Source organism: Pseudarthrobacter cellobiosi (genome assembly GCF_023913815.1).
Taxonomy (GTDB): domain Bacteria; phylum Actinomycetota; class Actinomycetes; order Actinomycetales; family Micrococcaceae; genus Arthrobacter; species Arthrobacter cellobiosi.
The window spans coordinates 152612-178349 of record NZ_JAMXBK010000019.1; the positions used below are offsets into that span (position 1 = coordinate 152612).

The following is a 25738-nucleotide window of genomic DNA, read 5'->3' on the forward strand; positions in this document are numbered from 1 at the left end:
GGACCCCTTAGGCAGGGCCCTGGGTCTAGGCTGGCATCATGACTGCTGCCCATCCTGATCCCCGCTCTGATCCGGTGGTGCACGCCGGGCCCGTTCCTGCCTTGTCCATCCGCGGCCTCGCCAAGCGTTTCGGCGGAAAAATCGCCGTGGACGGCATCAGCCTCGACGTCCCGGCAGGCTCATTCTTTGGCATCGTGGGGCCCAACGGCGCCGGCAAGACCACCACGTTGTCCATGGCCACCGGCCTGCTGCGGCCTGACTTCGGGACAGCCGTTGTCCACGGGGTGGACGTCTGGGCCCGGCCGCTGGAGGCCAAGAAGCTGATGGGCATCCTCCCTGACGGTGTCCGCCTCTTTGACCGGCTCACCGGCGAACAGCTGGTCACCTACGCCGGGCTGCTGCGTGGCATGGACAAAGACGTGGTGGCCTCCCGCGTGGGGGAGCTGTTGTCCGCCCTGGACCTGAACGAGGACGCCGGGACCCTCGTGGTGGACTATTCGGCCGGCATGACAAAAAAGATCGCCCTCGCCTCGGCCCTGATCCACGCCCCGCGGCTGCTGGTGCTCGATGAACCCTTCGAGTCCGTGGATCCCGTCTCGGCGGCCAACATCCGGTCCATCCTGGACAGTTATGTAGCCTCCGGCGGGACGGTGATGGTCTCGAGCCACGTCATGGACCTGGTCCAGCGCATGTGCGACCACGTCGCCGTGGTGGCGGCCGGAAGGCTCCTCGCTGCCGGGACCGTGGACGAAGTCCGCGCCGGGGCAACGCTGGAAGAAAGGTTTGTCCAGCTGGTCGGCGGACGAAACCACACGGAAGGCCTGGAATGGTTGCGCACCTCCTAAGGCTCAAACTGACCCTGCTGCGGAACGGCCTTCGCCGCAGCCCCTGGCAGCTTGTCGGCCTGGCGTTCGGCGGTCTCTATGCCCTGGGGCTGGTGGGCCTAGTGGTCGTGGCACTGATCCTGCTGCGCACTGTAGACCCCGAACTGGCCCGGACGGTTGTGGTGCTTGGTGGTTCAGCGGCCCTCCTGGGCTGGGGCCTCATTCCGGTGGTCGCGTCCGCCGCGGACCTGACCCTGGACCCTGCCCGCTTCACCACCTCCGCCATCCCCATGCGCCAACTGCTCACGGGGCTGGCCCTCGGCGGGCTGATCGGCATCCCCGGCCTGGCCACCGCGCTCGCAGCGCTCGCCACCGTGTGGACCTGGGCCCGTGGCCCCCTTCCCGCGGTTGCCGCACTGGTGGGCGCCGCCGTCGGCGTTCTGACATGTATTGTCCTGTCCAAAGTGGTCACCACCGCCACCGCCAGCCTGGCGTCGTCGCGCCGGTTCAAGGATGTCAGCGCCATCGCATTTATGGTCCCGCTGGTCCTGATGGGCCCGATCGTCGCTGGCGTGGGCAGGGGCATCACCGCCTCGACGGGTTTCCTGCCGGAGCTGGCTGCCACCTTGTCCTGGACGCCACTTGGTGCCGCGTGGTCCCTCGGTGGTGATGTTGCGGTTGGCCGCCCGGGAGCGGCCGCACTGAAACTCGTGATCGCCGCTGCAACCCTCGCAGTCCTGTCCTGGTGCTGGAAACTGCTCCTTGAACGGGCCCTGGTCAACCCGCCCTACGCCGGCAGCGGGAGCCGCAAGGGTGGCAAACTGGGGCTGTTCGACCTGCTGCCGGCCACACCGGCCGGTGCAGTAACAGCGCGGGCGCTGACCTACTGGCTGCGCGATCCCCGCTATTCCGGTTCCCTGGTGGTGGTCCCGCTGCTCCCCATCCTGCTGGTGTTCCAGGGCAGCCAGTCCGGTGACTACGGAGTACTGGCGGTGGCTGCACCGCTGGCTGCCTTCCTGCTGGCCTGGTCCATCTCAGCGGACGTCTCCTACGACAGCACGGCATTCGCGCTGCATGTGGCCACGGGCGTCCGCGGTGTGGACGACCGGCTGGGCAGGGCGTTGGCCTGCCTGGCTTTTGCCCTGCCCGTGGTGCTGATCTTTGCAGTGGGCCAGTACTTCTTTACCGGCAGCTGGTCGGAACTGCCCGGCCAGTTGGGCTTGAGCCTGGGCATCCTGTTCACCGGGCTTGGCTTGTCGTCCGTGGTGTCGGCACGCTACACGGTGGCCGTCCCGTTGCCCGGGGACAGCCCGTTCAAGAAGCCCCCGGGCAATGTAGGGCAGACCCTGGTGGTGCAGTTTGCCGGTATGGGCGTCCTGAGCCTGCTGGTCCTGCCCGAGGTGGGCCTGCTCATCGCGCAGCTGGTCACGGGGAATGCCATGTTCGGGTGGGCCAACCTGGCCGTCGGCCTGATGCTGGGACTGGCGCTGTTTGGGGCGGGCATTCGGCTGGGTGGAAAGTGGCTTGATGCCCGCGGACCCGAACTGCTGGCCCAACTGACCGTCAACCGCTGATTCGGTAAAGCACAAGAAAGGCGGCCGGACATGGAAGTTGTCATCCTCCAGGGCAGCAAACAGATCGGACAGCTCGTCGCCGATGCCGTCGAGGCCCTTCTCCGGCGAAAGCCCACCGCCGTACTGGGCCTCGCCACCGGGTCATCGCCGCTGCCGGTCTACGACGAGCTGGCGGCGCGGCACCAGCGTGATGGGCTGGACTTCAGCAATGCCCATGCCTTTGCCCTGGACGAATACGTTGGGCTGGACCACGGGCATCCGGAGTCCTACCGGGAAGTCATCCGGCGGGAATTCACCAGTCGGGTCAACATCGCCGAAGGCAACGTCCATACGCCTGACGGTGCGGCCGCGGACCTGCCCGCGGCCTGTTCCGCCTACGAGGAGGCCATGCAGGCAGCGGGCGGCGTGGACCTGCAGCTCCTGGGCGTGGGTACGGATGGCCACATCGGCTTCAACGAGCCCGGTTCCTCGCTCGCATCCCGGACCCGCATCAAAACGCTGATCGAGCAGACCCGCCGGGACAACGCCAGGTTCTTTGGCAGCCTGGCAGAGGTGCCGCACCATGTGGTGACCCAGGGGCTGGGCACCATTCTCGAGGCCCGGCACGTTGTCCTCATCGCTACCGGGGCACAGAAGGCACCGGCCGTCCGCGACTTCGTGGAAGGACCCGTCGCCGCCATCTGCCCGGCCTCGGTCCTCCAGTTCCACCCGCACGCCACCGTCCTGGTGGATCAGGCCGCGGCATCGTCGCTGAAGCTCGCCGACTTCTACCGGCACACGTACGATCACAAACCTGACTGGCAGGAGCTGTAATTCCGGCCACACACCACGGGCGGGTGCGTAGCGGCGTTGCGCGGAACAGCCGACGGCGGCGGGTGCAGTGAGCGCAAAACGGTCCTCCCGCCGTGGAACGTCCTCCGTCCCGGGACGCTAAGATGGATGCCATGACTAGCATGACGGACCCTCTCGAAAACGACCCGATGCGCGAGCTTTCCGGGGCTGGAACGTCCACGGCAACCATCGAGCGCGAAGAGCTGCGCCAGGAAGTGGAGCCCGGTGACCGGGAACGCTTCTCGCACTACGTGCGCAAGGAAAAAATCATGGAATCCGCGCTGACGGGTGATCCTGTCATTGCCCTGTGCGGCAAAGTGTGGACGCCGGGCCGGGATCCGCAGAAGTTCCCGGTGTGCCCCATGTGCAAAGAGGTTTATGACGGCCTCCGCCCGGGGAACGACGGCGGCAAGGGTCCCGGAGGGGACTCGGGCAACAACAAGTAGTGACGGAGACGCTCTTTGGCGGCCCCACCCTGCCACCGGCTTATCCGGAACGCGCAGCCTGGGGAACCGCCCAAAAACTCCGTGCCTGGCAGCAGCAAGCCCTTGACCTCTACTTCAGGACCGATCCCCGCGACTTCCTGGCCGTAGCAACTCCCGGCGCCGGCAAGACCACCTTCGCGCTGCGCGTGGCCTCCATGCTCATCGAATCGGGGGCGGTCAACCGCGTCACCATCGTGGCGCCCACGGACCACCTGAAACGGCAGTGGGCCGACGCCGCTGCCAAGGTGGGCATCGCCATCGACCCCAACTTCAAGAACTCCGATGGCCAGCACGGCCGCGGTTTTGTTGGCGTTGCTGTCACATACGCGCAGGTGGCCAGCAAACCCATGCTGCACCGCGCCAAGACCGAGGCCGCCCGCACGCTGGTGATCCTTGACGAGATCCACCACGGCGGCGAAGCCCTGTCCTGGGGCGACGGCCTCCGCGAAGCGTTTGACCCTGCGGCACGGCGCCTCTCCCTGACCGGTACGCCGTTTCGCTCCGATACCTCGCCCATCCCGTTCGTTGAATACGCACAGGACAAGGACGGCATCCGGCGCTCGAAAGCGGACTACACCTACGGCTACGGCAATGCCCTGCGTGACCACGTGGTGCGCCCGGTCATGTTCATGGCCTACTCGGGCCAGATGCGGTGGCGCACCAGCGCCGGCGAGGAAATGGCGGCCTCACTGGGCGAGTCCGCGGTCACCAAGGACATCACATCGCAGGCGTGGCGGACGGCGCTGAACCCGGCCGGGGAATGGATTCCCGCTGTCCTGGCGGGGGCGGACAAACGCCTCAGCGAAGTGCGCCGCACCGTTCCGGACGCCGGCGGGCTGGTCATCGCCACGGACCACGAGGATGCCAGGGCCTATGCCGGACAGCTTAAAAGGATCACCGGCGAATCGCCCACCGTGATCCTTTCCGACGACGCCAAGGCCTCCAGCAAGATCGAGGAATTCACCGTGAGCGAGAAACGGTGGATGGTGGCCGTCCGCATGGTGTCAGAAGGCGTGGACGTGCCCCGGCTCTCCGTCGGCGTCTACGCGACGTCCACCTCCACACCGCTGTTCTTCGCCCAGGCCGTGGGCCGCTTTGTGCGCGCCCGGAAACGCGGCGAAACGGCCTCGGTCTTCCTGCCGTCCGTGCCGCAGCTGATGGCCCTGGCCAACTCGATGGAGGCCGAACGCGACCACGCGCTGGACCGCCCCGAGAAAGAGGACAGCGACGGCCTGTTCAATCCCGAGGACTCGCTGATGGAAGAGGCCAACCGGGAGGACAAGGCGTCCGACAGCCTCACCAAGGGCAAGTTCGAGGCCCTCGACTCACAGGCGTCCTTCGACCGGGTATTGTTCGACGGCGGCGAGTTCGGCACCGGGGGAGAAGTGGGCTCGGAGGACGAACTGGACTTCCTGGGCATCCCCGGGCTGCTGGATGCCGAGCAGGTGGGGACGCTGCTGCGGCAGCGCCAGCACGAACAGCTCAACCGCAAGAACCGGCGCGCACCGGCAGCCGAGCCGGCCGCCGCGGCGCCGGCCATACCGGACCACCGGATGCTGATGGACCTGCGCAACGAACTGGCCAAGAATGTGGCGGCCTGGTCGGCGCGGACCGGAACCCCGCACGGTGTGGTGCACACGAAGCTGCGGACCGTCTGCGGCGGCCCTCCAGTGGCCCAGGCGAACGAGGAACAGCTTCAGTCCAGGCTGCGGAAGCTCCAGGACTGGTTCATCGGCCGGAAGTAGTACTTACGCGACTTCGACGCCGCCCAGCTCCATTTCGGCGACGGCATCCTCCAGGTCCTCGGCAATGCCGGCGGTGAGTGAGCGGATGACCGTGACGGAGTAGCCGGCCTGGACCGCGTCCAGCGAGGTGGCCATCACGCAGAAGTCGGTGGCGATCCCCACCACTACAACGTCCTCCACATCGTGGCTTTGCAGCCAGTCGTCCAGTCCGATGGCGTTGTCCGCCGGTGCGTAGGCTTCTGCGTCAGCGGGCATGGCGCCCGGCTGGCGTTCCCCGGTGGGGACGGCATCCTCAGGTGCCAGCAGGCCCTCAAAGCCGGAGTACGCCGCGGCGAACTGGCCCTTCTGGAAGTAGGCCTGGATGTATTCGCTGTCCAGGTCCGGATGGAGTTCTGCGCCGCGCGTGCCGGCCACGCAGTGCCGCGGCCAGCTGTCCTTGAGATCGGGCGTGTCGGAAAAATGCGCGCCGGGATCGATGTGCCAGTCCTGGGTGGCAACAATATAGTCGAACTCATTTTGATGGGCGTCCACGTACTCGCTGATGGCGCCGGCAACATCGGCACCGCCGGCCACGGCAAGGGAGCCGCCCTCGCAGAAGTCGTTCTGGACGTCAACGATGATCAGGGCGCGGGACATCAGTTCTCCTCGTAGGTGGTGGGGATGGCAGGCTCGCCGCGCTGCAGGCGGTTGACGACGCCGGGCAGTTCGGCCATGGTGTCCGCGTGCCGCTGGCGGGCGCGGACCACACCCTCGTGTCCGGTCCAGCCCGGCAGCAGCTCGCCGTTCTTCATAAACTGCTGAAGCAGCGGCCGGTCGTTGCCGTCGTCTTCGGGGCGGTGGCCGATGCCCACAATTTCCTGGGTGGCCACCCCCCGCTCGTTGAGCTTGCGCAGCGCGTACTTCCGGCCGCCCATGCTGGTTTTGTTCTTGGCGGCCTTCGCAACGGAGACGAAGTTGCCGGCGTCGTCGGTGCGGCTGACGAGTTTGTAGACCATGCTGGCGGTGGGCGCACCGGAGCCGGTGACCAGCGAGGTGCCCACACCGTAGGAATCCACGGGGGCGGACTGCAGCGCGGCAATGGCGTATTCGTCCAGGTCCGAGGTGACCACGATCTTGGTGTTAACGTTGCCGAGCTCGTCCAGGAGACGCCGGACCCACTGGGCCTGGGCCACGAGGTCCCCGGAGTCCAGCCGGACGCCTCCCAGCTTGGGCCCAGCCAACTCGACGGCGGCACGCACGGCTGCTTCGACGTCGTAAGTGTCCACCAGCAGCGAGGTGCCGGGTCCGAGGGAGGCGATCTGCGCCTCAAAGGCGTCCCGCTCGGTGTCATGCAGGAGCGTGAAGGAGTGCGCGGCGGTCCCGACGGTCTTGATGCCGTAGCGGATGCCGGCCTCGAGGTTGGAGGTGCTGTCGAATCCGGCGATGACGGCGGCGCGGGCGGCCGCTGCTGCCGATTCCTCGTGCGTGCGGCGGGACCCCATCTCGATGCAGGGCCGGTTGCCGGCCGCGGTGATCATGCGGGATGCGGCGGAGGCGATGGCACTGTCATGGTTCAGGACCGAGAGCAGGTAGGTCTCCAGCATGCATGCTTCGGCAAATGTTGATTCGACAATCAGGATGGGGGAGTTGGGGAAGTACGCCTCGCCCTCCGGGTAGCCCCAGATGTCACCGGAAAAACGGTAGTTCGCCAGGTATTCCAGGGTGTCCTGGTTGACCACGCCGGTCCGGCCCAGGAAGTCCAGCTCCGCTTCGCCGAACCGGAAGTCGGCGATGCCTTCCAGCAGGCGGCCCGTTCCCGCCACAATCCCGTACCGCCGGCCGTCCGGCAGGCGCCGGGCAAAGGCCTCGAAGACCGAACGGCGGTGCGCGGCGCCCGAGTGCAGCGACGCCTGCAGCATGGTCAGCTCGTAGTGGTCTGTGTAAAAGGACGTGCGGGGATGGTCCCAGCCGGCGGAGGTACTCACAAAATTCACTCTAGTCCCCACCGGCTCCCGCGTCTCGCTTCGCTTCGCCGCGGGGCCCTCGCCGGCGTGGGCCCAGCATCCCCATAGAATGGACAGATGACCTTAAGCGTTGCGCTCGGCCCTGATACACAGGAGGGCACCCGGACCGGGACAGAGGCGTCCACCGACTCCCTGACCGCCCCGGACATCCCTTGGAACCTGGTGATCTGGAACGATCCCGTCAACCTGATGAGCTACGTCAGCTATGTCTTCCAAAGCTACTTCGGCTACTCCGAGTCCAAAGCCAACAAGCTCATGATGGAAGTCCACAAGAAAGGCCGGTCCATTGTTGCCCACGGCAGCAAGGAACAGGTTGAGCGGCATGCCGTGGCCATGCACGGCTTCGGCCTATGGGCCACCGTGGAAAAGGCCTCCGGCGGGAATGGTGGAAACTCCAAAAACTCAGGAAAAACCGGCGGGTCCGGGCAGGGCAAGGGGAAACGTGGCTAAGGCATTCAAATCCGGGCTCAAGGGCATCACCGGGTTCCTGGAACCTGCCGAACGGGAACTGCTCCGCAGCCTGATCGACGACGTCATCTCCATGCTCCAGCCGGCCGAACACGCCAGCCAGGATCCGCTGGCTGCCCTGATCGGACTGGATATGGACGTCCAGGAACCGACGGACCGTGCCGTTAAGCGGTTGCTGCCCAACGTGATGAAGAACGACGACGGCGCGTCCCTGGAGTTCCGCCAGCTCACCGAGCGCTCGCTGCGGGAAACCAAGATCGGCGCGCTGCGCGCCGCCGCGCTGGACCTGGACAGGGACGAAGTGGTCCTCACCGCCGAAGGGGCAAGGTTCTGGTCCATGGCCCTGAACGATGTGCGCCTGGTGCTGGCGGAACGCCTGGATATCCGGGATGAAGAGGACGCCGAACACGTGCACCTGATGCAGGACTGGTCCCAGGCCGAGGACGTGGAAAGTTACCTCGCCCTGGTGTACAACTTCACCACGTGGCTTCAGGAATCACTGGTCCAAGCGATGCTTCAGTCCCTGGACTCACGGGCCTGAACAGCTGTCCTGTTCCGGGATTCGATCGCCAATGTGACAAATTTGACATGAGTCGGGCGCCACAATGTGATGGCTGCGGCCCCGGGGAAGACCTATCCTCGAATAATCATGACTACAGCCTCGAGCATGGATCCGTCAGCCGCAGCCACATCGGACTCCGCAGCCAGTAGCACCACCGGCCAGATGGGGTCCCGACCCATCGGCGTCTTTGATTCCGGTGTCGGAGGACTGACCGTGGCGCGGTCCATCATCGACCAGCTCCCCAACGAGTCCATCCTCTATGTGGGGGATACCGCCAACGGGCCCTACGGGCCCTTGCCCATTGCCGAAGTCCGCGCCAACGCCCTGGGCGTGATGGACGAACTGGTGGACTCCGGCGTCAAGCTGCTGACCATTGCCTGCAACTCGGCGTCGGCCGCTGTCCTGAGGGACGCCCGCGAGCGGTACACGGCGAAATACGGCATCCCCGTCATCGAGGTGATCCAGCCGGCCGTCCGGCGGGCTGTCGCTGCCACCCGCAGCGGGCGAATCGGCGTCATCGGAACCTCCGCCACCGTTGGTTCACGGGCTTACGAAGACACGTTCGCCGCCGCGCCGGACCTGGCGATCACGTCCGTGGCCTGCCCTGAGTTCGTGAGCTACGTGGAGGCCGGGATCACCACCGGACCCGCCTTGCTGGCTATTGCCGAAGAGTACCTGGCACCGCTGAAGGCGGCAGGCGTGGACACCGTGGTGCTGGGCTGCACGCACTATCCGCTGCTGACCGGCGTCATTTCGTTCGTGATGGGCGACGCCGTGACGCTCGTGTCCAGCGCGGAGGAAACGGCGAAGGACGTGTACCGGGCCCTCGCCACCCACGACCTTCAGCGCACTGCTCTAACACCGCCGGAACACCACTTCATCGCCACCGGTGACGCCGGCCAGTTCGAAACGCTGGCCCGCCGTTTCCTGGGGCCAGAGGTCCTGTCCGTCCGGCACGTGGACCATGTGGCGGCCCAGTACCCCACCGGCAGCCTGGCGCGGATCACCCCCGAGATGATCGCGGCCGCGCAGACCGCCAGCGCCCGGCAGTCGTCGTCGGGACCGCGGATTTCGAACTTTGTGGGCGCCCACCGGGCCGGAGGACCTGCCCTGTGAAGCTCACCATCGTCGGCTGCACCGGCTCGTTTCCCGGCCCGGGCTCCCCGGCGTCCTGCTACCTCCTGACCGCCAACGACGGCGAGCGGACGTGGAAGATCGTGATGGACCTTGGCAGCGGAGCCTTGGGTGCCATCCAGCGCTACACGGACCTTGAGGACATCGACGCGATCTTCCTGACCCACCTGCACCCGGACCACTGCATGGACCTGTGCGGCCTGCACGTGGCGGTCCGCTGGAAGCCCGGCGGCTGGGGACGAGGCAGGATTCCTGTGTGGGGCCCCGCCGCGACGGCGGACCGGATGGCCACCGCCTACGGCCTGGAGCTGGATCCGGGGATGCACGAGGAATTCGACTTCACCAACTGGACCGAACGGGAATCCGTCACGGTGGGGCCGTTCACGGTGACGCCGTTCGCGGTGAACCACCCCGTGGAGGAGGCCTACGCCCTGCGGGTGGAAGTGACCGAACCGGACAAGCAGGGCAACCCGGTCAGCCGGGTCCTGACCTATTCCGGGGACACCGATTCCTGTGCCGGGCTGGAGGAAGCGGCAAAGGACGCTGACCTGTTCCTGTGCGAGGCCGCCTTTGAGGAAGGCCGCGACGACGACATCAAGGATGTCCACCTGACCGGAAAACGCGCTGGCGAGGCGGCAGAGAGCGCGGGCGCACGCCGGCTGCTGCTCACGCACATCCCCGTCTGGACATCGCCCACCACTGTTATGGCCGAAGCGCGCCCCGTGTTCGGCGGCGACGTGGCCGTTGCCGTGGCCGGTGTGCACTACACCGTCTGACCCGCTGCCCCTCTGGCACACGGCGCTGGCTGGTCCGCTGCGCGCTCTGCGGCGGGACGGCTCGCCGTGAGTCGATAAGCTAAAGGCATGACTTCTGAAGCAACCGCAGTGCCCGTAGTGCGCGCCGATGGCCGCGCCCCCGACCAGCTCCGCCCCATCAGCATCACCCGCGGATGGTCCAAGCAGGCCGAGGGATCGGCCCTCATCGAGTTCGGCAACACCAGGGTCCTGTGCACGGCGTCCCTGACGGCAGGCGTGCCGCGCTGGCTCAAGGGCGAAGGCCGCGGCTGGGTCACGGCGGAGTACGCCATGCTTCCCCGGGCCACCAATACCCGTTCCGACCGCGAATCGGTCAAGGGGAAAATCGGCGGGCGGACCCACGAGATTTCCCGGCTGATCGGACGCTCGCTGCGTTCCATCATTGACACCAAGGCCCTGGGCGAAAACACGATCGTACTGGACTGCGACGTCCTCCAGGCCGACGGCGGAACGCGCACCGCGGCCATCACCGGCGCCTACGTGGCACTGGCGGACGCCATCCGCTTCGCCCGCGACAACAAGCTGATCGCCAAGAACGCCCAGCCCCTCATCGACACGATCGCAGCGGTTTCGGTGGGCATCATCGACGGCGTGCCCATGCTGGACCTGCCCTACGTTGAGGATGTCCGCGCCGAAACCGACATGAACGTGGTGGTCACCGGATCCGGGAAGTTCGTGGAAGTCCAGGGCACCGCAGAGGGTGCTCCCTTCGACCGGGACGAGCTGAACCAGCTGCTGGACCTGGCCCTCCTGGGCACCACCGCCCTGGCGGCGATCCAGCGCGAAACCCTCGCCGACGCACTGTGAACCTGAACACCGTGAACAGCAACGCCATGAACGCGGAACATGGCGGCGCGCCTGTAGCGCGCCTCGTCCTGGCCACGCACAACAAGGGCAAGCTCAGGGAGCTCCGGGAGCTGCTGCGCGGGCAGGTCCCCGGGCTCGACGTCGACACGCAGGTGGTGGACGCCGCGGCGGTAGGTGCGCCAGACGTCGTCGAAACCGGTGTCACGTTCGCCGAGAATGCGCTGTTGAAGGCGCGGGCCGTGGCCGAAGCCACAGGCCTGGTGGCCATTGCCGACGATTCGGGGCTCGCCGTGGACGTGCTCGGCGGGGCGCCGGGAATCTTTTCCGCGCGCTGGTCCGGCCGGCACGGTGACGACGCCGCCAACCTGAGGCTCCTGCTTGACCAGCTCGCCGATGTCCCGGACGGGCACCGGGGGGCCGCATTTGTCTGCGCTGCGGCCTTGGCGGTCCCGGGGCCGGGTGCCGGGAGCCGCGAAGTGGTGGAGTACGGCCAGCTTGAGGGGACCCTCCTGCGCGAACCCCGCGGTGAGGGTGGCTTCGGCTACGATCCCGTGCTGCAGCCCGCCGGCGAGGACCGCAGCTGCGCTGAATTGTCAGCGGCGGAAAAGAACGCCATCAGCCACCGCGGGCAGGCCTTCCGTGCGCTCGTGCCGGCCATTGTCGGCGCGCTCGCCCGCCAGTGACCTTACGGGAGTTGTTGTCCAGATATCGCGACTAAGTGAGGCTCGAACGGGCGATATCTGGACAAAAACGCCTGGGGAGACATTCGTCATTCCGCCGGCATCCTTCGGCAGGGCCGCGGAGGCAGCATTTGGGGCGGGCCGACATAATGTCGCTGTGAACGCGCGCATCGATCACCTGGTCATCGCCGCAGATCCGCTCGAACAGGGCGTCGCCTGGTGCGGGGCCACATTCGGCGTTCAGCCCTCCGGTGGAGGCAAACACGCCTTGATGGGCACGCACAATCGAGTGTTGGACATCAGCACGGTGCGCTACCCGCAGTGCTATCTGGAGATCATCGCGATTGACCCTGAAGCGCCGGCCCCGGGTCGGCCGCGTTGGTTCGGGCTGGACCAGCCAACGTTGCGCGAGGCGGTGCGCCAATGTCCTCTACTGGTGCACGCAGTCGCGCAGACGGGCATGATGGAAATGCTGTGCAGCGCCTGGCCAACGTCGACCTCGACCCCGGCGTACCACTGGCAGCGCAGCGCGATACGCCGCAAGGCCTGTTGAAGTGGCGCATTACAGTACGCGACGATGGCCGCACCGAATGCGCTGGCGCGTTGCCGACTTTGATCGAATGGACGGGAGCACATCCCTGTGATCACCTCCCGCCGAAGCTCTTGGCGTTGCAGGAGTTGGTATTGCTGGGGTGCCGCAGCAGGCGCTTTGACGTGTCGAAGCTGCCAGAAGTGGGAGCGACCCCCGTGGGGCTTGCCCACGCCGCGCCGCTCAGCGCCACACTGAACTCGCCGCGCGGCACCGTGATGATCGATGCCTGGCACGCCGAGGACTGAACCGTCGGAGTGCCACGGAGTTTTATCCAGATATCGCGCGAAAAAGCCGTTCAAAATGCCGATATCTTGACAACACCGGGGGAGTGGCCGGGGAGTAGTGACAGGCTGCGTGGTGAGGGCTCAGTGGTCCCGGTGGGTTTTCCGCTCGGCTTCGGGTTCGTGTTCCTCGATGAATTCCTCGACGGCGTCCGTGCCGAACTTGGCGGCCTGGCGCTTGGCGGAAATTCCGCGGAGTACTTCGATGCCGATCGGAATCACGGAGACCAGCACGATGACGATGAAGATGATGTCCAGGTTCTCCCGGACCCACGGGACCCTGTCACCGAGCAGGTAGCCCAACAGCGTGACGCCGCTGCCCCACAGGACCGCGCCGATCACGTTGAAGAGGAAGAACTTCCTTTTGTCCATCTGGGCCACGCCAACGATCACGGGCACGAAGGTCCGGATGATCGGCACGAAGCGGGCGAGGATCAGTGCCTTGCCGCCGTGCTTTTCGAAGAAGGCGTGTGCGTTCTCCACGTTTTCGCGCTTGAAGAGGCGGGAGTTCGGCTTGTTGAAGATGGCGGGGCCGGCCTTGGAACCGATCAGGTAGCCGGTCTGGTTGCCGATGATGGCGGATATGGTGATCAGTAGCGCCAGGAGCCAGACATTGAACTGGATGGTGTCCGTTGCCACCAGCAGCCCCGCCGTGAACAGCATCGAATCGCCGGGAAGGAAGAATCCCACCAGCAGGCCCGTTTCGGCGAAGACAATTCCGCAGACCAGCAGCACCACCCAGGGTGCAAGTGCTGGATCGGCCAAGAAAATCTGGGGGTTCAGCCAGTCGGGCAGGAAGGATGCCAGCTGCGGCTGGACCGGTCCTGCACCACCCAGCATGGGCACGGCAAGGTCGCTGATCGCAAGAAAGTTCACCTACTCAGGGTACTTGACGCACCCTCGCTACCCGGCGTCGTCCGCGTGATATGCGCGACAGGGCCGCCTTGGTGACGCGGGAACGGCCCTGTCCGGCGGTAAAGTATGGGCCGTGGGTTTGGACTTTACGGCGATCGACTTCGAGACGGCCAATGGCTTCCGGGGTTCACCGTGCGCGGTTGGCCTGACGAAGGTGCGGGGCGGGCGCGTGGTGGATGAGGCGTCGTGGCTGATGCGGCCGCCGGTCAACCACGACCACTTCGAGTACCACAACGTCAGGGTCCACGGCATCAAGGCCACGGACGTGGCCGGCCGTCCCCGCTTCGGTGAGCTGTTCCCGGAGATTGGTGCCTTTATCGGGGACGACATCCTGGCGGCGCATAACGCGGCCTTTGACCTTGGAGTGATCCGGTCAGGGCTTGAGGTCTCCGGCCTGCCCGGCCCTGCCTACGACTACGTCTGCACGGTGATGCTGGCCCGGCGGTGCTACTCCCTCGTCTCCAATTCCTTGCCGTTCGCCGCAGAGGAAGCCGGCGTGCCGCTGGTCAACCACCACGACGCCGCAGAAGACGCCCGCGCCTGCGCCGGCATCCTGATCGACATCGCTGCGCGGAACAACGCCAACAGCATTGCCGAGCTCTACCTGTCGCTGGGCCTGGTCCTGCCGCATCAGGAGGCGTTTGACCCTGCGCACGATGTCCTGTCCAAAGCCAGCCTTACCGCCCTTGCCGGTGCTGCTGGCGGAGGCAGCGCCGCGCTGGTGCGCCCGTTCCTGTCCGGGTGGCCGGAGGAGGGCGACAACCCCGTACCCAATGCCGACGCCGAACCCTCCCACCCGCTGTACGGCCAGACCGTTGTCTTCACCGGCGAGCTCTCCATGGCGCGGCCGGAAGCGAAGGTGCGTTCGGCCGAGCTGGGTGCCCGGCCGGAAAGCCGGGTAACCGCCCGCACCACGGTGCTGGTTGTGGGTGACGGCTTTGTGGCCGCGGACCTGCGGTCCGGCAGGCTGACCGGCAAGGCCCGGCGCGTCCTGGAGCTCCACGACCGCGGCCAGCCCATCGAAGTACTCTCCGAAGGCGAGTTCCTGCAGATGGTGGGCGGCTGAGCCTCACGGTTTGTCCGGCTGCGGTGATTCCGGCTGCACGGATCCGGCCCGGTGTTCATCCGGCGCAACAAATCTTCCCTGCGGCGTGCCCGGCTCCTAGCCTTGCAGGATGAGCAAACTAACGGACGGCCAAACAACCGGAATCAACTGGTCCGCCGTGTTCGCCTTCCCCAACCCCGTCAACGAGTACGCGGCCCGGATCACCGCCGGCCTGGTGGTGCTCCTCGCGGGCGCCACACTGCTGAGCGGGTCCTTTTGGGGACTCGTGCTGATCGCCGCGGGCTTCTGGCTGCGGGTGCTCTTCGGCCCACGGATTTCGCCGCTGGCCCTGCTCTCCGTCAAGGTCCTGGCACCCCGTCTGGGCCGCGTTCGCCTGGTTCCCGGACCGCCCAAGCGTTTTGCCCAGGGCATGGGGACTGTAGTCTCCACCACGGCGCTGATCCTGTTCCTTGCCGGTGCCGCCCCGGCAGCGTGGATTGCGCTGGCAATACTCATCGCGGCTGCCTCGCTGGAGGCCTTCGCCGGATTCTGCCTGGGCTGCGTCATCTTCGGAGTGCTGCAGCGCCGGGGCCTGATCCCGGAGGACATCTGCGAGGCCTGCAACAACGTCGCGCTCAAGCGGTCGTAACGCCCACCAGAAGGTCGGCCATGCCGCGGATGACGTCCGGCCCTTCGAGTGCGTCGAGCCATTCCGGGGGCAGGCACTCTTCGCCGTAGTAGGCGCCCAGGATGTTTCCGCCGATGGATCCCGTGGAATCGCTGGCGCCGCTGTGGTTGACGGCCAGCGCCATGGCCGCCCGGAAATGGTCTTGCGGCGACAGTGTGGAGTCCGCATCCGGCGCTGTGGCCAGGACAGCGTAAAGCCCGACGGCGAACGCCTCCTCCGCGACCCAGCCCTCGCCGAGCTGCCGAACCAGTTCCTCCGGCGACAGGATGCCTGTTCCCGCACAGCGGATGGCCGCTTCAAGCCGCTCGGGAAGTTCCGCTGCCACATCCTTCAGGCCACGGACTTCGGCCAGGACCGCCGCCGCCGCGTCCGCCAGGGTGTCACCGGCCACCAGGCGGTGGATCAGCAGGCTGAAGCTGCCGGCACTTTGCCGTGCGGACGGATGGCCGTGCGTCAGGGAGGCGGCGTCGGCACTCAACTTATAGACGGCGTCGGACGCTATGAGGGGAATCAGGCCGAACGGTGCCGACCTCATCACCGTTCCGCGGCCTTTCGACTCAGGGTTTACCGGCCGGTAGACAGTCCCCATTTCGCCGGTGGACAGCCCGCTGATGCACGCCTTTCCCGGCGCGCGGCGGTGCCTCAGGACCTCGTTGCCGTCTATCCACCGCGGCGGCTGCGACGGGGCCTGCGGCGGTACGGACTCGCCCTGGGTGTCCAGCCAGCGCAGATATGCCAGCCACACGCAGGCGTTCGCATCGGCACCCACGCCGTCATTGGCCCATTCGAGCACCTCCACCAGCCCGTCCACGGTGTACAGCGTCAGCTGCGTATCGTCCGAAAAGTGACTGCCGCCGTCAAGCGCTGCGAAGTCCGTCAGGCCCTCGGGCCCGAAGCGCCGGCGGATGGCCTCGATCGGGTCGAACTCCACCGCGTAGCCCAGCGAGTCCCCCAGCGCGCCGCCCAGGAGGCAGCCGTGGATGCGGGACTTCAGCGGGGGCGCGGCAACGGCGCCCGGTTCAATGCTCATGACAGTAAATTTACCGTGGGGCGGAGGTGGAACGCGCCGGGGCGCCACGCCGTCCGTCCACTAAGCTCGGACTCAGCCAACGCCCAGAATCCCTTGGCAGAATGCAAAGGCACCACACCCCAACGAAAAGGATTGCCCCACCATGACCACGCCTGTGCCCGTCCACCGTGATCCCGCCCCCGGGCTGACTGCCGGCAGCGGTGCCGAAATCCGGCACGGGCTGGTGTCCAGGCTGTCTGCCGAAGCCTTTGGCAGCCTTTTCATCGTGGTGGCAGGCCTGGGCGTGCCGCTGTTCTCCATCCCGCAGTCCAGCCCGTTGCCCGCCGCGCTCGCAGCAGGCCTGGCAGTGACCGCGGCGATGCTGGCCTTCGGCTACGTTTCCGGCGGACACTTCAACCCGGCGGTGACCGTTGGCCACGCCGTTGCCGGCAGGATCCGGCTCGGTGACGCCGCTGCTTACATCGGCGCGCAGTTGGTGGGCGGGCTCCTGGGCGCCCTCGCACTCTTCGGCATCCTGCGCACACTGCCGGGCATCCAGGACAGCCGCACGGCGTTCGACACCGTGACCGCCGGATTCGGCGAGCATTCCATCATCCAGGCGCCCCTCGCCGGCGTGCTCCTGCTGGAAGTACTTGGGGCCGCCATCCTGGTTGCCGTCTTCCTGGGCACCACTGCGCGCAACAACGTCAACAAGACGGCAGCCGCCGTAGCCGTGGGCCTCGCATTCGCCGTCCTGCTGCAGCTGGGCCTGTCCGTGGGCAATGCGCCGTTCAACCCCGCCCGCGCTACGGCCTCGGCCGTCTTCAGCTCCAGCTGGTCCCTTGAGCAGCTGTGGCTCTTCTGGGTTGCTCCCTTGGCGGGCGCAGCCATCGCCGGGATGGTCTTCCGTGGGTTCGCCGAGCCGGTTGTTTCCGTAACTGCTTCAGGCGCTGGATCAGCCGCTGACGGATCAGTATTTGACGACAGTGCTGTCGACGACATTGAGGATTTCGACGACGAGGATGCCGACGTCGCTGCCCCGGCCAAGCCCGCGCCGGTTCATGCCGCCGCGGACGAGCCGGACAGCAGCGACGAGGCCCAGGAATTCTTCAACGGAAAGCGCGGCTAGGCTGCCTGACTGGGCAACGGCCTGTTGCGGCGGTTTCCTAAACTGTCGGTGGCAGCCGCTAGCGTAAGAATATGCGGTTATTGCACACTTCGGACTGGCACTTGGGCAGGTCCTTCCATGGCGTCGGGATGCTGGACGCCCAGCGGTCATTTGTTGATCAGCTCGTCAGCGCCGTCACCGGAAACGCCGTTGACGTTGTCCTGATCGCCGGCGATGTCTACGACCGCGCCCTGCCCGGCGTCGACGTCGTGGGGCTGTTGGACGATGCCCTGGTGCGGCTCACGGCGGCCGGCGCCACTGTGGTGCTGACATCCGGCAACCACGACTCCGCCATCCGGCTGGGCTTCGCCTCCCGGCTGCTGGAACGTGGCGGCGTCCACTTGCGGACCCGGCTGTCGGACCTGGACCAGCCAGTCGTCCTGCCCCTGGAGACGGGTGACGGCGGGACGCCGGGCGCCGTCCTGGCCATCTATGGAATCCCCTGGCTGGAACCGCGCCTCGTCGCCGAACAGCTCGGTGTAGAAACCGCCAGCCACTTCGAAGTCACCCGCGCCGCCACTGACCGCATCCGGGCAGACCTCGCGGAGCGCAGCGCAGCGGGAACCGTCCATTCGGTGGTCCTCGCCCACACGTTCGCCAGCGGAGGGATCAGCTCAGACAGCGAACGGGACCTCAGCATCGGGGGAGTCGGAGCCGTGCCCCTGGACCTCTTCGACGGATTCAGCTACACCGCGCTGGGGCACCTGCACGGCCGCCAGACCCTGTCGCCGCAGGTCAGGTACTCGGGTTCGCCCCTGGCCTACTCGTTCTCCGAAGCCAAGCACACCAAGGGAAGCTGGCTGATCGACGTCGGCCCGGACGGTGTGACCGGCGTATCGGAACTGTCGTGGGAAGCCCCGCGGAAGCTGGCCGTGCTCCGCGGCGATATCTTGGAGCTCCTGGAGTCCGCAGAACATTCCTGGGCCGAAGGGGCGTACTGCCAGATCACCCTGACGGATGAGCAGCGGCCCGCGCAGGCCATGGAGCGGCTGCGGGCCCGGTTTCCGGACACGCTGGTACTCGGGTTTGATCCGCAGGGCGGCGCCGTCAAGGCGTCCAAGAGCTACAGCAGCCGGCTCGCCGAAGCCCAGGATGATCTCTCGCTCTGCTGCGGATTCCTCGATCATGTGCGGGGGCGGGACGCGGACGACGCCGAGCGGTCGGCTATCGCTGCGGCGCTGGATAACGTACGCCTGACGGAGGCATCGCTATGAGGATCCACCGCCTTGCCATCTCAGCCTTCGGACCCTTTGCGGGCACCGAGGAAATCGACTTCGACAGGTTGAGCGCCCACGGGCTCTTCCTCCTCAACGGCCCTACCGGAGCAGGCAAGACCAGCGTGCTGGACGCTGTCTGCTTTGCGCTGTACGGATCCGTGCCCGGGGCGCGCCAGGAGGGTAAGCGCCTGCGCAGCGATCATGCCGAGCCGTCGCTCGAACCGGCGGTAACCTGCGAGTTTTCCGCTCAGGGCCGCCACTTCGAAGTCACCAGGTCGCCGGCCTGGGATAAACCCAGTGCCCGGGGGAAGAACGGCTTCACCACACAGCAGGCCAAAACGCTCCTCCGGGAACGCATCAGCGGGACGTGGACGGAGAGATCCGGACGCAATGACGAAGCCGGCGCTGAAATCACCGCCCTGCTGGGAATGGACCGGGAACAGTTCACCCGCGTGGTGATGCTGCCGCAGGGCGATTTTGCGGCCTTCCTGCGGTCCAAGGCAGCCGACCGCCTGGAACTGCTGCAGAAGCTCTTCGGCACCCAGCGGTTCGAGGCCCTGGAACAGGAATTGGCGGCGCAGGCGCAGGCCGCGCGGAACGATGTTGCCCGGCTGAACAGCGAGCTTGAGTTGCTGGCGGCGCGGGCCGAAGCCGAGGCCACCGCGCTGGCCGTTGATGATTCCGCAGCTCCTGCCCAGGAGGAATCCGCTGCCCGGATCGAATGGCTGCAGGAAACAGTGGCCCACCGCGCAGGGGAACTGGCTGCCGCGGCCGAGGCCGCTGCGGCCTTCAGCAGGCACACCTCAAGCCGGCTGGAGAGCGAGTCCGAGCGGCGGGAACGTCACCGCAAACTGGCAGCCGCCGAGGCCCGGAAGGCAGCCGCCGAGGCAACCCTGCCGTCCCTGGAGGTCCATGCGGCCCGGCTCGAACAGCACCGCCGCGCCGAGGTGCTCACGGGCCAGCTCCAGGCTGCCCAGTCCAGCCAGACCCAGGTCAGGCACGCGGCGGGAGCCATGGAATCCGCCATCACACTGCTGCGCATGGCGGCGGATGAAGACCCCGAACTGGACCAGCTGGACCTTGGCGCCCTGGATGCGGACCACTCCGATGCCGGGCTGTCCGCCGCAGGGGCCCTTGATATCGCCGGTGAGCTCAGCCGCCTCCGGTCCCTGCTGGCCGTGGTGGAAGCCAGGTTGCCGGACGAAGAACGCCTCCATTCGCTGGCTGCCAGGCGCGCCGCGCTCAGCACGAAGCAGCACGAACTCACACAAACGGATATTGACCTGGGCGTTTCGCTGCAGGCCCTCCGCACGGAGCAGGAAACCCTGACGGCGGGCCTCGAGCCCTTGGTGGACCTGGCCTCAGCCGCCATCCTGCACGCCAAGGAAGCCGCGGCGGCTGAGGAACTTCTTGACGTCGTCCGGCGCTACACGGCTGCACGCGCGGCGCAGGGGCTCGCCACCGAGCGCCACTCGGCGTCCCGGGAGATCCAGCTCGAGAAGAAACTCCGCTGGCTGGACCTGCGCGAGGAAAGACTCGCCAACGCCGCCGCCGAACTCGCTGCCCAGCTGGCCGAGGGAGAGGCCTGCCCCGTTTGCGGCAGTGCGGACCACCCGGCTCCCGCGGAGGCTGCGGCGTCAGCACTGGGCCTCAGCCAGGCCGAGGAAGCCGCCCAGCACGACCATGAGGCTGCAGAGAAAATCCTGGCAGTGCGGGCCCGTGAGTTGGGCGATGCGAACCAGTTGGTGGCTGTCCTTGCAAGCCAGGGCGGGGACACCCCCGAAGAGCATGCGCTTGCGGCCTTCGAATCTGCGGGCACCGCCGCCAGCGAGTCGCAGCTGGCGGTAAAAAACCTCGCCGGCCTCCGGCAGCAGCTCGAGGCGGCCGAAGCCAGAATTGCCGCAGCGGATTCCGCCAGGCACAGTGCAGCATCCGAACTCGCGCAGGTCACCGTTGAATTGTCGGGACTGGTGGACCAGCTGGCGTCGCTTGACGAGGCACTCTCCGCCCTGCGTGGCGGCCACCGCAGCCTCACACACCGGCTGCGGTCGCTGCAGGACGCCGCCGCCACACTGGAGAAGGCCGTGGAGGCCCAGGCCTTGCTCAGCAGGGCCAGGGCCAGGGCCGAGGAAGCGCGGATCCAGCTTGACCTGGCGTTGCCGGATGCCGGCTTCAGCTCGGCGGAGGTGGCTCGCGCACAGCTGCTTTCGACTGCTGATGCTGCTGCCCTGCAGGCCGAGGTCCGAGCCAGCCAGGACGAACAGGCGCGGATTGCCGAGCTGTTCGCATCCGAGGATCTGCTGCTGGCACTGACTGAAGAGGCAGCCCATCCCCTGATGGACGAAGCCCTTCTCGCGGAACTGCAAGCCGCCGCGGAGCAGGCCGGGCAGGAAGCACGGGCCGCCGATCTCGCCGCCGGCATGGCCGTGCGCTGTGTGGAGGCGCTAGCCGCTGTCCGCAACGACTACCAACAGCTGGCCGGTTCTGGGCGCGTTCCCAGGGAACGCGCCCAGCTGCTGACAGCGCTGGCCGATACCGCCGCCGGCCGTGGCGACAACACGTACCGCATGAGCCTGAACAGCTACGTCCTCGCAGCACGGCTTGAACAGGTGGCATCGGCTGCTTCCGAACGCCTGGTGGCCATGAGCGAAGGCCGCTACCTGCTCCAGCATTCAGACGCCAAGGCCGCGCGCGGCGCGAAGTCCGGATTGGGCCTGGAAGTGGTGGACCAGTGGACCGGACACCGCCGGGATACCTCCACACTTTCCGGCGGCGAATCCTTTATGGCGTCCCTGTCTCTGGCACTGGGGCTGGCGGACGTGGTGCAGCAGGAATCCGGCGGCATCCAGATCGAGACGCTTTTTGTGGACGAGGGTTTCGGCAGCCTGGACGAACAGTCCCTGGAACAGGTGATGGATGCTCTCGAAGGCCTACGCGACGGCGGGCGCGTTGTGGGTCTCGTCAGTCATGTGGGGGAGATGAAACAGCGCATCGGAACCCAACTCCAGGTCCTCAAGGGCCGGAACGGTTCCACCCTCCGCATTTCCGACGCCGCCGAAGCGCTGGTGTGACGGCGGCCATGGCGGGCTGGACTGGCCCCAGCCAGCCTCTATAATTGGATAGTTACCGGGTCGCGCGCATCGGGAGGAGGGACGATGCGCATTACTGAACGAGCCCGGAACCTTGAACTCTTCAACAATGTCCTCCCTGCCCGCTTCCCTGGAAGCCCCTCCCTCTCCTGACGCTACGCCAGCCTCCGCTGTGCTGGCTCCGCCCACCGGGCGGTTCGCCAGGCTCCCGCACCTCGCAGGCCGCAGCTTTATCCCCCTGGGCCTGTTCGCCCGGCTGCCCTTGGCCATGCTTACCGTCGGCGCCCTGACCCTTGTTACGTCCGTGACGGGCTCCTACGCGCTGGGTGGCACTGCGGCCGGTGTTGTGGGAATCGGCTCGGCCCTCGGCGCCCCGGCTTTTGGGGCACTCGCAGACCGCAGGGGACAGCGGCCCGTACTTCTGGTGGCGGCGGTGCTCAACACTTTGGCTGTCCTGGCCCTGATCGGGACGGCTTGGGCTGCGCCCGAAGCCGGGTCTTTTCCGGTGGCCGTGATCGCCGCCGCATTCCTTGCTGGGGCCAGCTGCCCGCAGGTAGGGCCGCTGGCCAGGGTGCGCTGGATAGCGCTCACCTCGCGGGGCAAGGGAGCGAAGGCCGGCAGGGATCTGGACACGGCCCTGTCTTACGAAGGCACGGCTGATGAGCTGACGTTCGTCCTGGGACCGGCCCTGGTGGGAATGCTGGCCAGCTTGGTGGCCCCTTGGCTGCCGTTGGCCTTGGCCGCAGCCATGACCATCACGCTGGTGCCCGCCTTTGCCGTGCACTCCACCCACAAGGCGGTTCCCCTGAACCGGGGCTCCGCAGCTTCGCGCAAGGCAGCGAGGATTCCCGCCGTCGTCGCACTGCCCGTCCTGGCGATGGTAGCCATGGGCACTTTCTTCGGGTCCGCCCAGACGGCTTTGAGCTCCTTCTCCGCCAGTTTCGCCACCTCGGAAATCGCCGGACTGCTGTATGCGGTCATGGGATTGAGTTCGGCCGCCGCAGCCCTGTCCGTGGCGTACTGGCCCCAGCGCTTCAGCCCGGGCGCCCGGTGGCTGGTCAGCGCGGCACTGATGACGGTGCTCGCGTTGCTGCTGCTGGTGCCCGGATCGTTGGGCGGCATGATTGCGGTGCTTCTGGTCCTGGGATTGCCGGTGGGTCCCGTCATGGTCACAGTCTTCGCGATCGGAGGCCTGGTGGCGCCGGTGGAACGGCTGGGGACCGTGATGACGGCTCTTGCCAGCGGGATCGTGGCGGGCACCGCTCTGGGGGCCGCCGTTGGTGGCCAGCTCGCGCAGGCCCACGGCTACCACGCCGCATTCGTTGTGCCTGTGGTTGCCGCCGGCGGGCTGTTGGTGCTTGGTGCCGCGGCCGCTGCCATTCTCCGCAAACGCCACTGATCGATGCCGGGCGCCGGTCACGGCCAGGCGGCGTGTGCGGCGGTCAGCCCAGCTGGACCTCAATGCGCGCGGCACCCGTCATCAGCGCCGCGGCGATTTCGTCCGGATTCTGGGCTGCCCGGATGTAGACGACGGCCAGCGCGGCCGGCCGGCCGCCAGGGACTCTGACCGGGACAGCCACGGAGGAGACGCCGGCGATGACTTCATCATGGCTGGCGGCATAGCCCAGCTGCCGCGCGGTTCCCGCCTCGGGCCGGTAGGGGATTCCCGGGGCCGCTGCACGCCAATCAGCTTCTGCATAGGCGGACTGGATCGCTATTCCGGGGGCACCGGCGCTGATCGGATGCCGGGAGCCGGGGTGCTGGACAATGGCGGCCCCGGTATGCCGCGGGTCCACGGTGACCAGCGTGACACAGTCATCGCGGTCCCAGACGGCCACAAAGGTACTCATGGCCAGGGCATTCGCGAGTTGCGTCAGTTCCGGCAGCGCCGCCGTCTGGAGATTGCGAGCTACGCCGCGCGCCAGGACGGCGAGCCCGGGCCCCGGCTGGACTCTGCCCGCGTCATCGCGCACCAGCAAGGAGTGGTCCTCCAGGGTCCGCAGGATCCGGTAGGCCACGGAACGGTGAACCCCCATGGCGTCGGCGAGTTCCGCAATGGTTAAGGGAGTCTCCGCCGCCGCCAGGATTTCGAGTGCCCGGATTCCGCGAGACAGGGTCTGGGACGGCGAAGCCTGAGTTGCTCCGGAGGGGACTGCGGCGGGCGTCATGGATTCCATCCTAAGCGGCTGCGCGGGCGCTGCCCGTGTGCCGTAACGGCGCTTCCCGCGGTCGGAGGGTGTGCTGCTTCTCGAAAAGCTGTGTGCTGATTCCGAAAAGGTAGTTCAACTATGGAACTGATCCGCGCGAAGATTCAAGAAAAGTAGTGCGTTTCATCACATCTTCGCGTAACGTCGTACTTACTGACCGTTCGATCAGTAAATCGGACGGCCCAAATCCACCCTCGGCAGCCGTAATCCCTCACCAGGCTGCCCCCAAGCCACGGAGTTCCAATGACCGAAACTTCACGCGTCGATTCCGAGGCGGGCCCGAGCAGCAAGCACGAGGAACGCAAGGTCCTCGCGGCAACGCTGGTCGGCACCACCATCGAGTGGTACGACTTCTTCATCTTTGCCCAACTGACGGGCACGCTGCTGTCCCCGCTGTTCCTGGCCCCGCTGAACGAATCCAACCCGGGCCTGGCCCAGATCCTGTCCTTCGCGCTCATCGGCATCAGTTTCCTGTTCCGCCCGCTGGGTGCGGTGGTTGCCGGCCACCTCGGCGACCGGCTCGGACGCAAGGCCATGCTGGTGTTCACCCTCCTGATGATGGGTGCGGCCACCTCTCTGATCGGCATGCTGCCGACCTATGCGCAGATCGGCGTCTGGGCTCCCATCCTGCTGATCATCCTCCGCATTGCCCAGGGCTTCTCCGCCGGCGGCGAATGGGGCGGTGCTGCCCTGATGGCCGTGGAGCACGCCCCCAAGAGCCGCCGCGGTGTGTTCGGTGCGTACCCGCAGATCGGTGTCCCGGTCGGCATGATCCTGGCCACCGGCCTGCTCTTTGTTCTCAACTCGAACATGTCCAAGGAGGACTTCGCGTCGTGGGGCTGGCGGGTTCCGTTCCTGCTGTCCATCGTGCTGATTGTGGTGGGATACCTGATCCGGCGGGCCGTGGCCGAGAGCCCCGTCTTCCAGGAGATGGCGGCCCGCAAGGCCGAAAGCAGGGCGCCCCTCAGCGAACTCATTCGTAGCCACAAGAGGCCAGTCCTCTACTCGACCATGATCTTCATCGCCAACAATGCCGCTGGCTACTTGTTGATCGCCTTCTTCATCTCCTACGCCACCAGGACGCTGAAGATGCCGGTCCCGGAAATCCTGCTCGCCACCACCCTCGCCTCCTTCGGCTGGCTGATCTTCACGCTCGCCGGCGGCTGGCTCTCAGACCGGATCGGCCGGGTCAAGACGTTCCTGATCGGGTATGCGATCATCTTCGTCTGGATGATCCCGATGTTTGCCCTGATCGACACCAGGAACATCTGGCTTTACGGCGTGGCGCTCTTCGTCTTGACCATCGGCCTCGGTCTCTCCTACGGCCCCATGTCGGCGATGTACGCCGAGATGTTCCCGGCCAACGTCCGCTACTCGGGCATCTCCATCGGGTACGCCTTCGGTGCGATCCTGGGTGGTGCTTTCGCTGCAACCATTGCCGAGGCCCTGCTGCAGAGCACCAAATGGACCGGATCCATCGGCATCTACATCATGATCCTGTGCGTGATATCGGCTGTCGGGGTCCTGCTTGCCAAGGAAACGAAGGGCAACCCGCTCGGCGTCAGCAGCCACCACTAAAGTTGTTGTACGCATCGCAGA

25 protein-coding genes and 1 pseudogene are annotated in these 25738 nt (G+C 66.8%); 21 read left to right on the plus strand and 5 right to left on the minus strand.

Features of this window, described 5'->3' with window-relative positions:
• Positions 1 to 38 precede the first annotated feature (38 nt).
• The 5 genes from NG701_RS05435 (at position 39) to NG701_RS05455 (ending at position 5459) form a co-directional block, all read left to right on the plus strand.
• Positions 39 to 845 carry an ABC transporter ATP-binding protein gene (locus NG701_RS05435; protein WP_252565161.1) on the plus strand — a complete coding sequence of 269 codons (807 nt, stop codon included), beginning with the start codon at positions 39 to 41 and terminating at the stop codon, positions 843 to 845.
• Complete coding sequence (locus tag NG701_RS05440) at positions 827 to 2398, plus strand: transporter (RefSeq protein ID WP_252565163.1); 1572 nt, start codon at positions 827 to 829, stop codon at positions 2396 to 2398. Before NG701_RS05435 ends, NG701_RS05440 begins: the two co-directional genes overlap by 19 nt.
• A 30-nt stretch (positions 2399 to 2428) precedes the next feature.
• Positions 2429 to 3211 carry a glucosamine-6-phosphate deaminase gene (nagB, locus tag NG701_RS05445; RefSeq protein WP_252565165.1) on the plus strand — a complete coding sequence of 261 codons (783 nt, stop codon included), beginning with the start codon at positions 2429 to 2431 and terminating at the stop codon, positions 3209 to 3211.
• A gap of 122 nt (positions 3212 to 3333) precedes the next feature.
• Complete coding sequence (locus NG701_RS05450) at positions 3334 to 3675, plus strand: DUF3039 domain-containing protein (protein ID WP_056349372.1); 342 nt, start codon at positions 3334 to 3336, stop codon at positions 3673 to 3675.
• Positions 3675 to 5459, plus strand: coding sequence for a DEAD/DEAH box helicase (locus NG701_RS05455; protein WP_252565167.1), 1785 nt, complete (start codon positions 3675 to 3677; stop codon positions 5457 to 5459). Before NG701_RS05450 ends, NG701_RS05455 begins: the two co-directional genes overlap by 1 nt.
• Before the next feature lie 3 nt (positions 5460 to 5462).
• On the opposite strand, the gene NG701_RS05460 is transcribed toward NG701_RS05455, so the two are convergent.
• Complete coding sequence (locus tag NG701_RS05460) at positions 5463 to 6095, minus strand: isochorismatase family protein (RefSeq protein ID WP_252565169.1); 633 nt, start codon at positions 6093 to 6095, stop codon at positions 5463 to 5465.
• Complete coding sequence (locus tag NG701_RS05465; RefSeq protein WP_252565171.1) at positions 6095 to 7423, minus strand: nicotinate phosphoribosyltransferase; 1329 nt, start codon at positions 7421 to 7423, stop codon at positions 6095 to 6097. Before NG701_RS05465 ends, NG701_RS05460 begins: the two co-directional genes overlap by 1 nt.
• A gap of 96 nt (positions 7424 to 7519) precedes the next feature.
• Between NG701_RS05465 and clpS the strand changes: the two genes are divergently transcribed.
• The 9 genes and pseudogenes from clpS (at position 7520) to NG701_RS20940 (ending at position 12765) form a co-directional block, all read left to right on the plus strand.
• The gene (clpS, locus tag NG701_RS05470; protein WP_252565173.1) at positions 7520 to 7912 is read left to right on the plus strand and encodes an ATP-dependent Clp protease adapter ClpS; all 393 of its coding nucleotides are present in this window, start codon (positions 7520 to 7522) and stop codon (positions 7910 to 7912) included.
• Entirely contained in the window at positions 7905 to 8471 is a 567-nt protein-coding gene (locus tag NG701_RS05475; protein WP_252565175.1) for a DUF2017 domain-containing protein, read from the plus strand. The genes clpS and NG701_RS05475 overlap by 8 nt, the downstream gene beginning before the upstream one ends.
• A gap of 69 nt (positions 8472 to 8540) precedes the next feature.
• Positions 8541 to 9608: a glutamate racemase gene (gene murI / locus NG701_RS05480; protein ID WP_252565176.1), complete on the plus strand. Its 1068-nt coding sequence runs from the start codon at positions 8541 to 8543 to the stop codon at positions 9606 to 9608.
• On the plus strand, positions 9605 to 10402 hold the full coding sequence (locus tag NG701_RS05485) for an MBL fold metallo-hydrolase (RefSeq protein ID WP_252565177.1): 798 nt from the start codon (positions 9605 to 9607) through the stop codon (positions 10400 to 10402). The genes murI and NG701_RS05485 overlap by 4 nt, the downstream gene beginning before the upstream one ends.
• 87 nt (positions 10403 to 10489) lie before the next feature.
• Complete coding sequence (gene rph, locus NG701_RS05490; protein ID WP_058932038.1) at positions 10490 to 11248, plus strand: ribonuclease PH; 759 nt, start codon at positions 10490 to 10492, stop codon at positions 11246 to 11248.
• Positions 11249 to 11274: 26 nt separating this feature from the next.
• Positions 11275 to 11931: an RdgB/HAM1 family non-canonical purine NTP pyrophosphatase gene (gene rdgB, locus NG701_RS05495; RefSeq protein ID WP_252565256.1), complete on the plus strand. Its 657-nt coding sequence runs from the start codon at positions 11275 to 11277 to the stop codon at positions 11929 to 11931.
• A 154-nt stretch (positions 11932 to 12085) separates the two neighbouring features.
• The gene (locus tag NG701_RS05500; protein WP_252565178.1) at positions 12086 to 12481 is read left to right on the plus strand and encodes a VOC family protein; all 396 of its coding nucleotides are present in this window, start codon (positions 12086 to 12088) and stop codon (positions 12479 to 12481) included.
• Positions 12412 to 12555, plus strand: a pseudogene (locus NG701_RS21345) (VOC family protein); the annotation flags it as partial. The gene NG701_RS05500 and the pseudogene NG701_RS21345, both read left to right, overlap by 70 nt.
• An 87-nt stretch (positions 12556 to 12642) precedes the next feature.
• A complete protein-coding gene (locus NG701_RS20940; protein ID WP_256475553.1) occupies positions 12643 to 12765 on the plus strand; it encodes a hypothetical protein in 123 nt (40 codons plus the stop codon).
• A gap of 120 nt (positions 12766 to 12885) precedes the next feature.
• On the opposite strand, the gene NG701_RS05505 is transcribed toward NG701_RS20940, so the two are convergent.
• Entirely contained in the window at positions 12886 to 13662 is a 777-nt protein-coding gene (locus NG701_RS05505) for a VTT domain-containing protein (RefSeq protein ID WP_252565258.1), read from the minus strand.
• A gap of 127 nt (positions 13663 to 13789) precedes the next feature.
• On the opposite strand from NG701_RS05505, the gene NG701_RS05510 reads away from it, so the two are divergent.
• Together NG701_RS05510 and NG701_RS05515 are read left to right on the plus strand one after the other, a co-directional pair.
• The gene (locus tag NG701_RS05510) at positions 13790 to 14782 is read left to right on the plus strand and encodes a 3'-5' exonuclease (protein WP_252565180.1); all 993 of its coding nucleotides are present in this window, start codon (positions 13790 to 13792) and stop codon (positions 14780 to 14782) included.
• A 109-nt stretch (positions 14783 to 14891) separates the two neighbouring features.
• The gene (locus tag NG701_RS05515; RefSeq protein WP_252565182.1) at positions 14892 to 15410 is read left to right on the plus strand and encodes a DUF4395 domain-containing protein; all 519 of its coding nucleotides are present in this window, start codon (positions 14892 to 14894) and stop codon (positions 15408 to 15410) included.
• On the opposite strand, the gene NG701_RS05520 is transcribed toward NG701_RS05515, so the two are convergent.
• A complete protein-coding gene (locus NG701_RS05520) occupies positions 15397 to 16479 on the minus strand; it encodes an ADP-ribosylglycohydrolase family protein (RefSeq protein ID WP_252565184.1) in 1083 nt (360 codons plus the stop codon). The two genes, NG701_RS05515 and NG701_RS05520, sit on opposite strands and share 14 nt — an antisense overlap.
• 142 nt (positions 16480 to 16621) lie before the next feature.
• On the opposite strand from NG701_RS05520, the gene NG701_RS05525 reads away from it, so the two are divergent.
• The 4 genes from NG701_RS05525 to NG701_RS05540 all read left to right on the plus strand — a co-directional run bounded on the left by NG701_RS05525 (position 16622) and on the right by NG701_RS05540 (position 23331).
• Positions 16622 to 17587 carry an aquaporin gene (locus NG701_RS05525; protein ID WP_252565186.1) on the plus strand — a complete coding sequence of 322 codons (966 nt, stop codon included), beginning with the start codon at positions 16622 to 16624 and terminating at the stop codon, positions 17585 to 17587.
• Positions 17588 to 17658: 71 nt separating this feature from the next.
• Positions 17659 to 18840: an exonuclease SbcCD subunit D gene (locus NG701_RS05530; protein WP_252565188.1), complete on the plus strand. Its 1182-nt coding sequence runs from the start codon at positions 17659 to 17661 to the stop codon at positions 18838 to 18840.
• A complete protein-coding gene (locus NG701_RS05535) occupies positions 18837 to 21914 on the plus strand; it encodes an AAA family ATPase (RefSeq protein WP_252565190.1) in 3078 nt (1025 codons plus the stop codon). Before NG701_RS05530 ends, NG701_RS05535 begins: the two co-directional genes overlap by 4 nt.
• Before the next feature lie 127 nt (positions 21915 to 22041).
• Positions 22042 to 23331 (plus strand): MFS transporter, encoded by a 1290-nt coding sequence (locus NG701_RS05540; protein ID WP_252565192.1) that lies wholly within the window; start codon positions 22042 to 22044, stop codon positions 23329 to 23331.
• Positions 23332 to 23374: 43 nt separating this feature from the next.
• Here NG701_RS05540 and NG701_RS05545 read toward each other — a convergent pair whose 3' ends face one another.
• On the minus strand, positions 23375 to 24100 hold the full coding sequence (locus NG701_RS05545; RefSeq protein WP_252565193.1) for an IclR family transcriptional regulator: 726 nt from the start codon (positions 24098 to 24100) through the stop codon (positions 23375 to 23377).
• A gap of 282 nt (positions 24101 to 24382) precedes the next feature.
• Here NG701_RS05545 and NG701_RS05550 point away from each other — a divergent pair, with 282 nt between their 5' ends.
• A complete protein-coding gene (locus NG701_RS05550) occupies positions 24383 to 25717 on the plus strand; it encodes an MFS transporter (RefSeq protein WP_252565195.1) in 1335 nt (444 codons plus the stop codon).
• Positions 25718 to 25738: the final 21 nt, after the last annotated feature.

Coding starts and splice junctions, on each gene's coding strand:
- clpS (WP_252565173.1), top strand. CDS start 7,520: ATGACCTTAAGCGTTGCGCTCGGCCCTGATACACAGGAGGGCACCCGG.
- rdgB (WP_252565256.1), top strand. CDS start 11,275: ATGAACGCGGAACATGGCGGCGCGCCTGTAGCGCGCCTCGTCCTGGCC.
- NG701_RS05450 (WP_056349372.1), top strand. CDS start 3,334: ATGGATGCCATGACTAGCATGACGGACCCTCTCGAAAACGACCCGATG.
- NG701_RS05540 (WP_252565192.1), top strand. CDS start 22,042: ATGTCCTCCCTGCCCGCTTCCCTGGAAGCCCCTCCCTCTCCTGACGCT.
- NG701_RS05535 (WP_252565190.1), top strand. CDS start 18,837: ATGAGGATCCACCGCCTTGCCATCTCAGCCTTCGGACCCTTTGCGGGC.
- NG701_RS05545 (WP_252565193.1), bottom strand. CDS start 24,100: ATGACGCCCGCCGCAGTCCCCTCCGGAGCAACTCAGGCTTCGCCGTCC.
- NG701_RS05530 (WP_252565188.1), top strand. CDS start 17,659: ATGCGGTTATTGCACACTTCGGACTGGCACTTGGGCAGGTCCTTCCAT.
- NG701_RS05550 (WP_252565195.1), top strand. CDS start 24,383: ATGACCGAAACTTCACGCGTCGATTCCGAGGCGGGCCCGAGCAGCAAG.
- murI (WP_252565176.1), top strand. CDS start 8,541: ATGGCTGCGGCCCCGGGGAAGACCTATCCTCGAATAATCATGACTACA.
- NG701_RS05515 (WP_252565182.1), top strand. CDS start 14,892: ATGAGCAAACTAACGGACGGCCAAACAACCGGAATCAACTGGTCCGCC.
- NG701_RS05460 (WP_252565169.1), bottom strand. CDS start 6,095: ATGTCCCGCGCCCTGATCATCGTTGACGTCCAGAACGACTTCTGCGAG.
- rph (WP_058932038.1), top strand. CDS start 10,490: ATGACTTCTGAAGCAACCGCAGTGCCCGTAGTGCGCGCCGATGGCCGC.
- nagB (WP_252565165.1), top strand. CDS start 2,429: ATGGAAGTTGTCATCCTCCAGGGCAGCAAACAGATCGGACAGCTCGTC.
- NG701_RS05440 (WP_252565163.1), top strand. CDS start 827: ATGGTTGCGCACCTCCTAAGGCTCAAACTGACCCTGCTGCGGAACGGC.
- NG701_RS05435 (WP_252565161.1), top strand. CDS start 39: ATGACTGCTGCCCATCCTGATCCCCGCTCTGATCCGGTGGTGCACGCC.
- NG701_RS05520 (WP_252565184.1), bottom strand. CDS start 16,479: ATGAGCATTGAACCGGGCGCCGTTGCCGCGCCCCCGCTGAAGTCCCGC.
- NG701_RS05525 (WP_252565186.1), top strand. CDS start 16,622: ATGACCACGCCTGTGCCCGTCCACCGTGATCCCGCCCCCGGGCTGACT.